This window comes from Anaerolineales bacterium (genome assembly GCA_016928575.1).
Taxonomy (GTDB): Bacteria; Chloroflexota; Anaerolineae; order Anaerolineales; family RBG-16-64-43; genus JAFGKK01.
In genome coordinates this window covers 1-12,881 of sequence record JAFGKK010000019.1, presented here as the reverse complement: position 1 = coordinate 12,881, position 12,881 = coordinate 1, and the positions used below count along the sequence as shown (strand labels likewise).

Annotated in this window: 9 protein-coding genes; 1 reads left to right on the top strand and 8 read right to left on the bottom strand. The window is 61.3% G+C overall.

Features of this window, described 5'->3' with window-relative positions; translation table 11 throughout:
- Positions 1-206: 206 nt before the first annotated feature.
- From JW929_03450 to JW929_03430, 5 genes are all read right to left on the bottom strand, one after another.
- Positions 207-767, bottom strand: coding sequence for a hypothetical protein (locus JW929_03450; GenBank protein MBN1438442.1), 561 nt, complete (start codon positions 765-767; stop codon positions 207-209).
- Positions 757-1,053 carry a hypothetical protein gene (locus JW929_03445; protein MBN1438441.1) on the bottom strand — a complete coding sequence of 99 codons (297 nt, stop codon included), beginning with the start codon at positions 1,051-1,053 and terminating at the stop codon, positions 757-759. Before JW929_03445 ends, JW929_03450 begins: the two co-directional genes overlap by 11 nt.
- A gap of 837 nt (positions 1,054-1,890) precedes the next feature.
- Positions 1,891-2,694: an ABC-2 family transporter protein gene (locus JW929_03440; GenBank protein MBN1438440.1), complete on the bottom strand. Its 804-nt coding sequence runs from the start codon at positions 2,692-2,694 to the stop codon at positions 1,891-1,893.
- Positions 2,695-2,697: 3 nt separating this feature from the next.
- On the bottom strand, positions 2,698-3,534 hold the full coding sequence (locus JW929_03435; GenBank protein ID MBN1438439.1) for an ABC-2 family transporter protein: 837 nt from the start codon (positions 3,532-3,534) through the stop codon (positions 2,698-2,700).
- Complete coding sequence (locus JW929_03430) at positions 3,531-4,559, bottom strand: ATP-binding cassette domain-containing protein (protein ID MBN1438438.1); 1,029 nt, start codon at positions 4,557-4,559, stop codon at positions 3,531-3,533. The genes JW929_03435 and JW929_03430 overlap by 4 nt, the downstream gene beginning before the upstream one ends.
- 444 nt (positions 4,560-5,003) lie before the next feature.
- On the opposite strand from JW929_03430, the gene JW929_03425 reads away from it, so the two are divergent.
- Positions 5,004-6,992 carry a glycoside hydrolase family 127 protein gene (locus JW929_03425; protein ID MBN1438437.1) on the top strand — a complete coding sequence of 663 codons (1,989 nt, stop codon included), beginning with the start codon at positions 5,004-5,006 and terminating at the stop codon, positions 6,990-6,992.
- 163 nt (positions 6,993-7,155) lie between these two features.
- On the opposite strand, the gene JW929_03420 is transcribed toward JW929_03425, so the two are convergent.
- From JW929_03420 to JW929_03410, 3 genes are all read right to left on the bottom strand, one after another.
- On the bottom strand, positions 7,156-8,292 hold the full coding sequence (locus JW929_03420; GenBank protein MBN1438436.1) for a substrate-binding domain-containing protein: 1,137 nt from the start codon (positions 8,290-8,292) through the stop codon (positions 7,156-7,158).
- A 524-nt stretch (positions 8,293-8,816) separates the two neighbouring features.
- A complete protein-coding gene (locus JW929_03415; GenBank protein MBN1438435.1) occupies positions 8,817-10,793 on the bottom strand; it encodes a glycoside hydrolase family 31 protein in 1,977 nt (658 codons plus the stop codon).
- 583 nt (positions 10,794-11,376) lie between these two features.
- Entirely contained in the window at positions 11,377-12,408 is a 1,032-nt protein-coding gene (locus tag JW929_03410) for a galactose mutarotase (GenBank protein ID MBN1438434.1), read from the bottom strand.
- Positions 12,409-12,881: the final 473 nt, after the last annotated feature.

Sequence of the window (12,881 nt, the reverse complement as noted above, 5' to 3'; positions counted from 1 at the left end):
GTCGAACCGCGCGACGCCGGGCTCCTTCACGGAATGCGAAGCGTTCTCCAGGCTGGCCGCCCGGAAGGCTTCCACGCAATCGGGTTTGACATGGGCGTGCACCAGAACGGTGAGCATGGGAATCCTCCTTATTGAAGGCGATGTTTCCCGCGATCTCAAGAGTGTTTTCAATCGCGATTTTGGAAAACCCGCGAGCTATGCCGCTTTCAGGGCGCGCTCAAGCAGATCCTCCACCTTGAGTTCCATGGCCGTGCGGCGAGATACTCAAGATCGAGCGTCCCCGCCTGCACCATTAAGATGCCCAGTACATCCCGCCATTGGCGTTCGGAGGATTTGCCGCTCATTCGGAACCATTCCAATTTGGCCAGCAGGGTATCTTCGGCAGTGGAAACATATGCTTGAATGGCCGGATCGGAGGAGAGGAGTTCCCTTCGGGCGCGCGCGAATTGTTTTTTCGCGAAGGCGCGGTCCGGCGGGATGAAAATATCCACTTTAAACATGCTTTCCCGGTGGATGATATTAAAACTTGATCGTTCCGTCACGGCGCCGGCGATCTTGGCTTCATCCACGTAGAATTCGTCTTGCAACGTCGAGACGAACGGCCGGATGTGTATGGCGCGCAATTGCGCGATGATATCCGAATCCTGGGTTGTTCGGATCATTCCGTGCAGGGTGCTGGCAAGGGAGCCGCCGATGAAATAGGGAACGTTTAGGGTTTCCAAAACCGCGGTCACCCTGGCGGTGACCGCGATCGGTTCAGGAAACATTTTTTAGTTCCCCATACACTTTGCTGGCCAGTTCTTCGCCCAGGAGAAGATCCGCCAGCCTACGGCGCAGTTCTTCCGGGCCGGCGTTCGGATACCGGCGGCGCAGGCCGCTGAATGCCAGGATTTTTGCGGAAGCATTCAGCCCGGCCAGCAATTCCATCTTTCGCCATGCCGGCTCCTCATACAGCAGGCGGATCCGCAATGCTTCCATGGCGGGGGCGGTGTCGGAATAATACGCGCCCATGGTTTCAGTATAGCATAGGCAATCAAAGGAGACGTATTCCATGGCGGGTTCAATCCGATATTTTTTCCACGGCTGTCGGCGGTGAGCACCGTAAAAAGGGTTTGCCGGGAAAGAAGGTAAATGGGTATTCCCAACTTCCCCGGAAGGCGGGATCGATCCGATGCAAAGCGGATTCGCTAAGCGGTATCGGTTGAAATGATCATCATGCTTATCCGTCCGATCCCCCTTACCCCCGCCGATGGGGCGTAATGGAGCCGCCCCATCGGATCCTCTATCTCATCTCCCCATGCGGAAAAGGGGAAAAGGCGCGGGGTGGTCAGGGGGTTGGACGGTTGCAGAAAGCGGGGTAGGTGATTCTTTCAAAGTCGCCGCTTTGCCCCGTCCCCTGGATTCCTCTGCCGCAAAGGCGGCGTTCTTATCTCTCGTTCCGAAGGGATGGGAGGAAGCGCATTGGGGGGATGGCCGGCGAACCAACAGCATAGTATCTTGTCTCGCGGATTCGTTGAATTTCTGAAAAGGCTTATGGGTTTGTCATGCCCGCGTATACTTGGCGGGCATCCACGCCTCCCAATCCCTGGTTTCCCGCTAAAAACGCCCTCGCTTCGTGATCGAAAAAGTTCCCAAAAAGATGGAAACTTTTTCACTCTCCCTCGCTTCGTAAACGCGCAGGTTCCAAAGACAAACCGAACCTGCGCACTCGCGCGAGGGCAAGCGCGAGGGATGGCGCGAGGGGAAGCGCGATGACAGGCACAGGAATGACGACGCAATAGAAAGGCGGTGTTCCGATGGAATAGGTGTTTTCATGCCCGCGTGTACTTGGCGTTTCCAGACAGCCCTTGGAACAATCAAAATATTAAAGGGAATTTGCGGAACACTACACTAGCTGCCGGTCCCTTGATAGGTGATCACGCACCGTTTCCACACCAGGGCAGCCGCCAGGGTGACGGCCGGCCCCGCAAGCGGCGAGAGGTAGCTCAGAAGCGGCGGCGGCGCCGCCTTGTCCAGGAGCAGAAGGGTGGGGTAATAGGCGATGAAGGCGAAGGGCAGCACCCAGGTGACCAGCAACTGCGCCGCGCGGGCATACAACTCCAGCGGATAGCGCGCGAAATCCATCGAGTTCTGGACCAGCATCGGGAACGACACCTGCGCCCCCGGATCCAGGAAGAACGAGCAATTGGAGATGTAGTTGATCCCGCCGACGACCAATACCGAGCTCGCCAGCGTGCAGAGCAGGTAGAGGGTCTTGCCGGCCGACCAGGCGGGATGCAGCGCGGAGGCTGATCCAATCAGGATTCCCGTCCCCAGGATGATCGAGCCCATGCCGTGGATGCTAGACATCTGCGTGATCACCTGCAGTGCGGGGGAAAGCGGCCGCACCAGCAGGCGGTCGAACTCCCCGCGCCACACCAGCCGCTTGATCTCCCACTGTCCGTCGTACAGCACTTCCACCAGCCCGAGCGGCATCGTGGCCAGCGCGTAGAGGAAGGCGAGCTCCCACAGCGACCATCCCGCCACCGATTGGATCCGGCTGAAGAGCGCCAGGACGAACACAAAGCCGCCGACGTGGCGCAGGAAGGCGCCGAAAATCCCGATCCAGAAATCCGCCTCGTATTCCAGGTGGACCCGCATGTGCAGGATCTGGAGCTTGGCGTAAATTCGGATGGTTCGCCACGCGTTTTTCATCGGTCATCCGCCCTGGATCTCGAGGGCCCTCAAGCACGGCTTCCACATCAGAGCGCTCACGATCCACAACGCGATGATCCAGAACAACTGCACGCCGATCGCGGAGAGAACGTCGGCCCCGCGGATCTCGCCCAGGTAGATGAGGATCGGCGTGTTGATGATGGCCTGGAACGGCAGCGCCATCGCGACCGTCCGCAACCAATCCGGGAACATCACCAGGGGAATCAGCCCGCCGGAGAACAGGTTGGTGACCGCGAGATAGGTCCAATAGATTCCCAGCCAATTGATGGTCCAGAAGCACAACAGCGAGGTGATGTAGAGGACCAGAAAACGCGTCAGGCTCCCCAGCAGCAAGCTGAGGAGGAAGAGGACGGCGGCCGAGAGCGAGGCCGGGGGAAGGATGTGCAGCAGGAAGCCCCCGCCGAGGACGGCCAATCCGCCCGCCAACAGCCCTTCGATGAGCATCGGACCGATGACCATGGCGAGATGCGCGAAGAAGAAATCGTAAGGTTTGGAGATGACCAGCGCGATGTCGCCGAACCGGATCGAGGCGATCACGGTCCAGATCGAATTCGATCCGTTGATCAGCATGGTGGCCACGTATGCCAGAACCAGGTAGGTGCGCATCCGATCCCAGTTGAGGTAGCCGATCTGCGCGTTGGCGGCGAACACCGCCTGCCAGAGGAAGTAGAAAATAACCACCCAGATCAGATTGGAAGCGAAGTTGGCGAACAACACGCGCCGGTAGTTCAGGGTGCTTTGCATCGCCATGGCGGCCAGGGAAAGGTACTTCCATTGCGGGCGGGTGCGGATCCCCGCGGGGAGGGCCGGGGCGTTCATGCGGTCCCTTCCCGGATATCCAGCGTCCCTTCGTACATTTGCCGGATGATGGATTCGATATCCGGCTCCTCCAGGCGCAGATCCACCACCGGGAGGATTCCCATGACGCGCGCAACAAGCGCGGCGGCGGTGATCTGATGCTCCAGGAATTTCACCGAAAGCGTGAAGGGCCCCGGGGAACAGACCGACTCGGGGGTCAGTTCCGGGAGCGCGGCGCGTGCCGCCTCAAGCGAGCGGGGCGAATCCTCCGAGAGTATGAACACGGCGACGCGCTCGCCGCCGTACCAATCGCGGATTTTCGTGATCGGCCCGTCGAACAGGATCTTGCCTTTGTCGATCATGATCATCCGGTCGCAGAGATTCTCGATGTCGCCGAGGTCGTGGGTGGTGAGAAGCACCGTCACGCCGGTTTCCCGGTTGCGCCGGCGGATGAATTGGCGGATGCGCTCCTTCACCGCCACGTCGAGGCCGATGGTCGGCTCGTCCAGGTAGAGGATGGGCGGCGAGTGCAGGAGCGAGGCGGCCAGGTCGCAGCGCATCCGCTGGCCGAGCGAAAGCTGGCGGGCGGGCCGGGCGAGCAGAGGTCCGAGATCCAGCACTTCGAGGAAGTCGCCCAGGTTCTTGCGGAAGCGGTCTTCCGGCACTTCGTAGATGTCGGCCACCAAGCGCAAGGATTCCTGCACGGGAAGATCCCACCAGAGCTGGGTGCGCTGGCCGAAGACCACGCCGATGTTCTTGGCGTTGGTGATGCGCTGATGCCACGGATTCAGCCCTCGGACAACGAGGCTTCCGCCGGTGGGGTGGAGGATGCCCGTGAGCATCTTGATGGTGGTGGATTTGCCCGCGCCGTTCGGTCCCACATAGGCGACGCTTTCGCCCGGCTCGATGGAAAAAGAGATGTGGTCCACCGCCGTTTTGCGTTCGTATTTCGGCAGGAAAAGGTGTTTTACCGCCCCGCCGAACCCCGGCACCTTGGCGGGCACGCGGAATACTTTGGTGAGGTCGGTTACTTCGATCTGCGGCATGGGCGGCACCTGTATGGAAACCTCAGCGGCCCGGTCCTTTTCCGGGCCGCCGGCGAAGGCGGATCGGCCGGAAGAGAGAAAGAAAAAAATCGACCGCGGTTATCCTGCGAATTAATGGCGCGGATGGTTCCCTGTTGCTGCCACGGCGGCGGGAAGAGCCCTTTCCGCCGGGGTTTCTATGCAAATATATGAAATCGAAGGAGATTGCCGGAAGGCGCGTGCAGGGAGTATATCACATCGGCGGCGAAGTATTTTTCACGTAGCGGGAGCTTTTTTCCATTTCCCGATGAAATACAATCGCCGAGTGTGAGGGCGGGCGTTGGGAGAATGGGATGAGGACGGATGGATGAGCCGTCGCCCGGAAAAAAAGCAGGTGCGATCGGACTCCTTGGGCTATATAATATCCTCATGAAGGTTACCGGAACCGGCGGCCGGGATTGTAGCGTGGGACATATGCAGGAATTTTCGATCCGCCAAATCGCCATCCGCGACCCCTACTGGTCCCCGCGCCTGGAGACCAACGCCGCCCGGGCGATTTGGCATCAATGGGACCAGCTTGAAGCCAGCGGATGCATCGACAACTTCCGCATCGCCGCCGGGGAGAAGGCCGGCTGGCGCGAAGGCTGGTTCTTCGCCGATTCCGACGCCTACAAGTGGCTGGATGCCGCCGCCAGGGTTTATATCCATCATCCGGATTCCAAACTGGCGGGGCGGATGGAGGAATTCCTCGGACTGGTGGCCCGCGCCCAAACCGCCGACGGCTACCTGTTCACCTACAACCAGATCCATTTCCCCGGCGTTCGCTGGGTGAACCTGCAGATCGAGCACGAGCTCTATTGCCACGGCCACCTGATCGAAGCCTGCCTCTCCCACCACGAAGCCGCCGGCAGTGCGGAATCGCTGAGGGTGGCCGAAGCCGCCGCGGACCTGCTGGTGCGGGAATTCCTCGGCAAAGGTCCGGAGTGGACCACCGGCCACGAGGAGATCGAGATCGCCTTGTTGCGTTTGTTCCGCCTGACCGGTGAAGAATCTTACCTGAATTTGGCGCGCCAGTTCCTCGAACGGCGCGGGCGGACCCCCTTCTTCGCGCTTTCCTTCCTGCGCCAATACCTCGGATCGCAAAAGCGCGGCTCCATCATCCAACGGCGGCGGCGAGATTACCTCGCGGCCCATCCCGGTTATGCGCCCTTCCGGCTTCCGCCCCCCAATCAAGCCAAAGAGCCGGCTGGCACCAAGGTCCGCTGGCTGGCCGGAGCCCTCACCGGCGGATATTTTCAACAGCACGCACCGATCAGAAAGCAGACCGTCCCGATGGGGCATGCGGTTCGCTTTGGGTATCTGCAAACCGCCGCGGCGATGCTGGACCGGCTCGCGCCGGAGGCAGGCCTGTTGTCCGCTCTGGAACGAAGCTGGGAGCGCATGGTTTCGCGCCGGATGTACGTCACCGGCGGGCTCGGTTCCTTGCCCGGAATGGAAGGATTCGGCCGGGATTACGAGCTCGATCCGGAATTCGCCTACGCCGAGACTTGCGCCGCCCTGGCGGGGATTTTCTGGAACTGGGAAATGGCACTCGCCACAAGCGAGGCGAAGTACAGCGACCTGCTCGAGTGGCAGCTTTATAACGCCGCCTCGGTCGGGATGGGGCTGGATAGGACGAGCTACCTGTACAACAATCCGCTGGCCTGCCGGGGCGGGGTGACGCGCCGGCCCTGGTTCGGCGTGCCCTGCTGTCCCTCCAACCTTTCGCGGACCTGGGCGGATTTGGCGAAGTATGTTTTTTCCACCGACCGGAAGGGTTTTTGGATTCATCAGTATATCGGGTGCGAGGGCCCGGTGGAGGCGAAAGGGCCATTGGGGGTGAAAATCGAATCCGGCTTGCCTTTCGATGGAACCGCGGCGATCCGGTTGATCCCGGAAACCCCGGTGGAATTCCCGCTACACATCCGTTTGCCTTCCTGGAGCAAGGAAACCGCCGTGGCCGTAAACGGCGAGCCGTGGGAGGCGCCGCCTTCCACGGCGGCGTTCGCGCCCACCGCCCAGGGCTACGATCCGCGTCCGGCGCGATTCCTGGCGCTGAACCGGCTCTGGTCGCCGGGGGACGTGGTGAGTGTCCGCTTTGATATGGGGATCGCCCTGCGGCGCGCCCACCCGCGCGTGAAGGGGCACCGCGGCAAGGCGGCCGTGACGCGCGGCCCGCTGGTCTATTGCCTGGAAAGCGTCGACAACCCGGGGATCGACCTGTTCGATTGCCAAGCGGATCCGTCCTCACTGCGAGCCGAGCCGGCGCCGGAACTGCTCGGCGGAATTCATGTCCTGCGGGGGACAACCGGTGACGGCCGTCCGTTATGCTTTATCCCGTATGCGCTGTGGGGCAACCGCGGCGAATCGCAGATGAACGTTTGGGTCGGCGCCGGTGCGGCCGGTTCCGCGTAATAGGAACTTCCTCCCGGCGCCGGCATATTTTTCAACCGGAAAATCGGAATCCAGGCGGAAGCCGAGCCTTCCCGGAGTGCCGCTGGTCCGGCGGATGTCGAAGCATTGACGGATACGCAGGGGAGCCGGGATGCCCGATCGGTTTCCGCGGAAGCGGCGGAGATCAGTCGCAACTCACCCGGGGAGGCCGCTCCCCATCCGGAATGTCGCGGTACACGTCGTCGTACGGTTGGAAGCAGCTCTTGACCACGACTTCGTAGACGTTGTCCTTCGTGACCGCAACCACCGGCAGGAAGTCGACCATCACGCTTCCGGTTCGGGTGCTGTCCACGGTCAGTTCGGCGATCGTGTATTGGCGCAAATAGGAAGGGTTTTCGCCCTTGAGCAGGGTTACGAGCAGGGTCACGGCTTTCGACGCCAGCAGGCGGATGTCTTTGAACACGGTGACGGTCAGTTCGCCCTTGACGATGCTGTTGCAGCCGTCGGCGGTGGCATCCTGCCCGGAGATCGGAACTGTGCCGGCCAGGCCTTGAGCCCGCATCGCCTCCAATTCGGCCAGCGCGGTGCCGTCGTTGGAGGCGATCACGCCGTCGATTTGGTTCTGCTGGGCGGTGAGGATGTTCTCCATCATCCTCTCGGCGGTCGCGGGATTCCAATTATCGACCCACTGATCGGCGACGATCCGGACGATGCCCTCGTCGAGGTAGGTCTCGATCCCGCTTATCTGGCCCTGGCGGATGCGGATGGCGTTGTTGTCGGTCGGGGATCCGCCGGATAAAACGATTTTAGCGGGATTGTTCTTCGTCCACTGATCCCCGCCCGGGATGCCCAGCGCCGTCAGAACGCCCAGCGCCTGCTGGCGCCCGACCTCGACGCTGTCGAAGGAGATGTAGGCGGAGATGCCGGCGGTCATGATCAGGCGGTCGTAGGCGATGACCTTCACGCCGGCCTTGACCGCCCGGTCTACGGCGGAGGCTACGGCATAACCGTCCTCGGCGATGACAATCAGGCCCTCGACGCCCTGCGAGACCATGTGGTCGATCTGATCGTTCTGCAGCTTGACGTCGTGGGCGGCCTCCTGGATGATGACTGCATAGCCCTGTTGTTCCAGCAGTTTCGTCATCAACTCGGCGTCGTTCTTCCACCGCTCGGACCCGAAGTCGGGGAAGGAAAGGCCGATTTTTATTCCGGCGGCCCGGGTCGCGGGTGTGTCCGGAAGCGGGGAGGATTGCGCGGAGACGGGCTCGCCGCCGGAGCCCCGCCAGGCGTAATACGCCCCGATGGATCCGATCACGCCCATGCACAGGCAGCATAGACATATGCCGCCCAGGAGCAACAGGTATTTCAGATATGGGGTTTCCTGTGCGGTTCCGGATTTCGGCCCTGGGCCTTCCCCGGAAGCCGACCCCGCCGGATGGAGCGTGTCCGTCCACGATCCCTCCGCTTCCCGGCGGAAGGCGGTCCGCCCGTTTCCAGGGATGGATTCGAAACCGGGAAAGCGGCCGATGGGGGAAGGAATTAAGCGGGCCATTGGATTATTCTCCCCGAAGGAATGAAAGATGGAACGCTGAAAACATCGCTCGGATCACGAAGCAGGGATCGCCGATGCGGGAGTGAATGCTTCAGGTTGCAAGGCATCCTTTTCATGGATTTCCAGACGGGATGATGGTCAACGGCGTTAACGAGTATACATTCTATATTCGGGTAAGGCAATTATTTTTAATGCGGTGGAGGCCTGGGAGTGGCCGGCCTCGCGGCTTGCTCGGCGGCAGGACCGTTCGTGGAACAGGAAACGGGCGAGCGGTCTTGTCATGATATGCGCGCTCATCCGCCCCGGATCGGCAGCGCGGCGTTTCCGCGCAGGAAGAGCGGAATGCGTTCCAGCGGCGCGTCCGCGTCGATCCACCGCCCGCCGGGGGTGGGTTGGTCCGTCCAGGCGTTTTTCCAGGAACTGCCGGCGGGCAGGTACACCCTCCTGCTTCGGGCGCCGGCGTCCAGAACCGGCGCCACCAGCAAGTCCAGCCCGAACAGGTATTCGTCCTCGACCGCCCAACAGTCCGCATCCGATGGGAAATCCACAAACAAGGGACGCATGGGGGGAAGGCCGGTTTCGTGGGCGATGCGCATTTGATCCAGGATGTAGGGCCGCAGGCGTTCGCGGAGCATCAGGTACTCGCGAAAAATGGCGTAGGCTTCTTCGCCGAAGGACCAGACCTCGTTCGGCCCGCCGTGGAAGATATCCGCATTCGGCAGGCGGTGCCCGTGCAGCCGGAACAGCGGGCAGAACGCGCCGTATTGGAACCAGCGCACGATCAGCTCGCGGAATTCCGGCGCGGCCCCGTCCCCGCCGTGGAACCCGCCGATGTCGGTGGTCCACCAGGGAATGCCGCTGAGGGCCATGTTCAGGCCCGCCGGCACCTGGGCCCGCAAGGCTTCGAAGCTGGAGCTGATATCCCCGGACCAGACGGCGGCGCCGAAGCGTTGGCTGCCCGCCCAGGCGGAGCGGCACAGGAACAGGATTTCTTCCTCTCCTTCGGCGCGCATCCCTTCGTAAAATCCGCGCACGTGCTCGAGCGGGTACGCATTGGCGACGGCGCTCCCGTCCCCGCAGTAGAACTCCAGGTTTTCCGGATGGAACGGGACAATTTCCGGCTCACACGCGTCGAGCCAATACGTTTTGATCCCCTGGAGGTAGTATCCCCGTTTGACCTTTTCCCAGATGCATTTTCTGGCGGCCGGATTTGTCGAATCATAAAAATGCACGTACGTTCCATCCTCGTCCCCGATATCCGTGAAATACGAATGGGCGGGCGAGCCGGCTTTGTTGCGGAGGATGAATCCGCTGTGCCGCATTTCCTCGAAGGCGGGGCTGTGGCGGTTGACGGTCGGCCAGACCGAGACCATCACCTTCACCCCCAGCTTTTCCAGCTTGCGAACCATGGCGGCGGGATCCGGCCAGGCGTGCGGGTCGAACCGCCAATCGCCCTGGCGGGTCCAATGGAAGAAATCGATGACCAGCACCGAGAGGGGCAGCTTGCGCCGGGAATATTCCTCGGCCACCGCTTCCAGTTCCGCCTGGCTGGCGTAGCGCAGTTTGCACTGCCAGAAACCGGCGGCCCATTCGGGCAGCATCGGCGCATGACCGGTGACGTCGGCGTAATTCGCGAGGATCCGTTTGGGATCGTCGTCCGCGGTGATCCAATAATCCAATTGGGGGCAGGCTTCCGCCACCCAGCGGGTGGCGTTTCGGCCGAGTTCCACCCGCCCGACGGCCGGATTGTTCCATAGAAAGCCATATCCCCGGCTGGAGAGCACAAAGGGGACCGCGACCTCCGTGTTCCGCTGGATAAGATCGACGACGCATCCCTTCTGATCGAGCCGGCCGTGCTGGTGCTGACCGAGGCCGAAGAGGCGTTCGCCTTCGTGCGGTCGGAAGCCGGTTTCGACGCGGTACAGGCCCCCCTGCAGTTCGCGGTAATGGCGGGCGGGGATGGTTAAGCTGTGGACCGGCTGCTCGCGCAGCAGCTCTTCGCCGCTTTTGTGGTTCCAAAAAGAGAGTTCGCCTTCCGTTCCGATGCGCGCCGCAAGGATTCCATTGCGAAGGCCGGCGCCGCTGTCATGGATTTCGATCCCGGCCGGATTTTCGCCGGAGTCCAGCAGCGCGCCGATCCAATCTTCCCGGAAGGATGGATTCTTCGTCGCGCGGACGCGGACCCCGTTGCGCCCCCAGGGTTCCACTTTCAGGATTTCATACCCGGACCGGTAGACCAGCGCGTTCCCGTTCTTGGTGAATTCCGCCATGGCTTCTCCCGGAAGGAATCGTCGGTTCAGGATGCGGATCGGGGATGGGGAGGATTATAGCCTTTCGGCCATTCGTTCGTAACAGGGGTGATGCATAGAATTCGCCGCACTCCGCTCGGGGCGAAAAAACGGCGCCATCGGGAATACGGTGGCGCCAGCGGATCATTTGATGTTTCGATTGTTCCTCAGTCTGATCCGGGGAAGAGGGTAACCGGGAAATGCTTTTTTTACGTAGCTACTCAGCCTCAGAAATATTGAAATGAAATCCTGTTCTTTACCATTGTCACCCCTATCCCCTATCCCCTGGCCCCTTCGCCCTCTCCTGACTTATGTCAGGAGAGGGCGAAGGGGCTTTGGGGGTTGAGGGTGAGGAAAGGGCAGGGACGGGGGGCTGAGGAGATACTCTTTTTCTTCCTGCTCCCGGCCCAGCTCTCGAGATGGATAGATATGAATGAATCCCCCCCATCTACCGCCACTGCGGGGCTGGAAATCCGGTCCCGGAGCAATTCCGGGAAAGGCGCCGGGAGGGCGGATGCGGGGAAGCCGGCTTATCTTGTTGCTTTGGAAAACCCGCCCTCCGGCCTCACGCGCTGAAACGGTAGACCGTCTGCGTGTGGTACCTATCCCCGGGATTGAGTACCGTTGTTGGAAACGCCGGTTGATTGGGCGAATCCGGGAAGTGCTGGGTTTCCAAGCACAACCCGCCGTGCTTGGGATAGGTTTTGCCGCCTTTGCCCTTGACGGACCCGTCGAGGTTGTTGCCGGTATAGAATTGAATTCCCGGCTCGGTGGTCAGCACTTCCATCTTGCGGCCGCTCCCGGGTTCGGTCACGGCGGCCGCCAGGGAAAGCGGGCGGGGGGAAGTCTCGGAAAGCACGTAGTTGTGATCGTACCCGCCGGCTTCCCCGATCCCGGAAGCGATGACCCGGGGCTGGTTGAAATCCATGACGGTCCCCTTCACGGACTTAAGCTCGCCGGTCGGGATCTGTTCCGCGTCCACCACCGTGAATTTATCGGCTTTGATCGTCACCGAATGGTTCAGAATGTCGCCGTTGCCCGCGCCCTCCAGGTTGAAATAGCTGTGCTGGGTCAGGTTGACGACGGTCGGCTTGTCGGTCGTCGCCGCATACTCGATCGAAAATTCGTCCTTGTCGTTGAACACGTACTTGACCGTGCACCGCAGATTTCCGGGAAACCCCTCTTCCCCGTCCTTGGAGAGGTAGGTCAGTTCCAGCCCGTCGCCGGAAGGCAGTTCCGCGGCTTCCCAGGCGACCATGTCGAACCCGGTGAACCCGCCGTGCAGCTGGTTTTTTCCTTCGTTGGCGGAAAGCGCGAACCGCTTCCCGTTCAGCGTGAACTGCGCCTTGCCGATCCGGTTGCCGTAGCGGCCGATGATCGCCCCGAAGTACGGATGGCGGGAGAGGTACGGCTCCAGGCTGTCGAATCCCAATACGATGTCGTCGAGCTTGCCGGATTTGTCCGGCACCAGCAGGTGGGTCACGATCCCGCCCCAATTGGTGATTTTGATGACGGATTTCTTGGCGTTCTCCAGCGTGTAGAGGAACACTTCTTTGCCGTCTTTGGTATGGCCGAAGGTTTCTTTTCGAATGCCCATGGTGCGTTGTCTCCTGAGGGGAAAATTCGCGCCGATCATGCGGATGCGTACGGTCTTTCCAACCGAAGCGCCTGGTCGACATTGTACCCGAATGCGGATTTCTTGGTAATGGAACGGGCCGTTTCCCCGCTCGGATCGCTTTCCGCTGACGGTTCCGCAGGACAGCGCGGCCTTCGCGGGATATATTCGGAGGCACCGGAATGCGGCGGATGGGAGATCCGCTCCAACGCCTTCCTTCGGCCCGCGTGATCCCGCCGATGAAGCGCCACCTTGTCCGGGCTGGGCATCCGCGCCGATCCGGACGGCGGTTACTCGTGTCCTCGAACCGGCTGGCGCTTGTGCGGGACAGCCTGGAGAAAGCGGGATACATATTAAAGAAAAGATTATGTATCTCCTCAGCCCCCCGTCTCTGCCCTTTCCTCACCCCCAACCCCACAACCCCTTCCCCCTCTCCTGACTTATGCCAGGAGAGG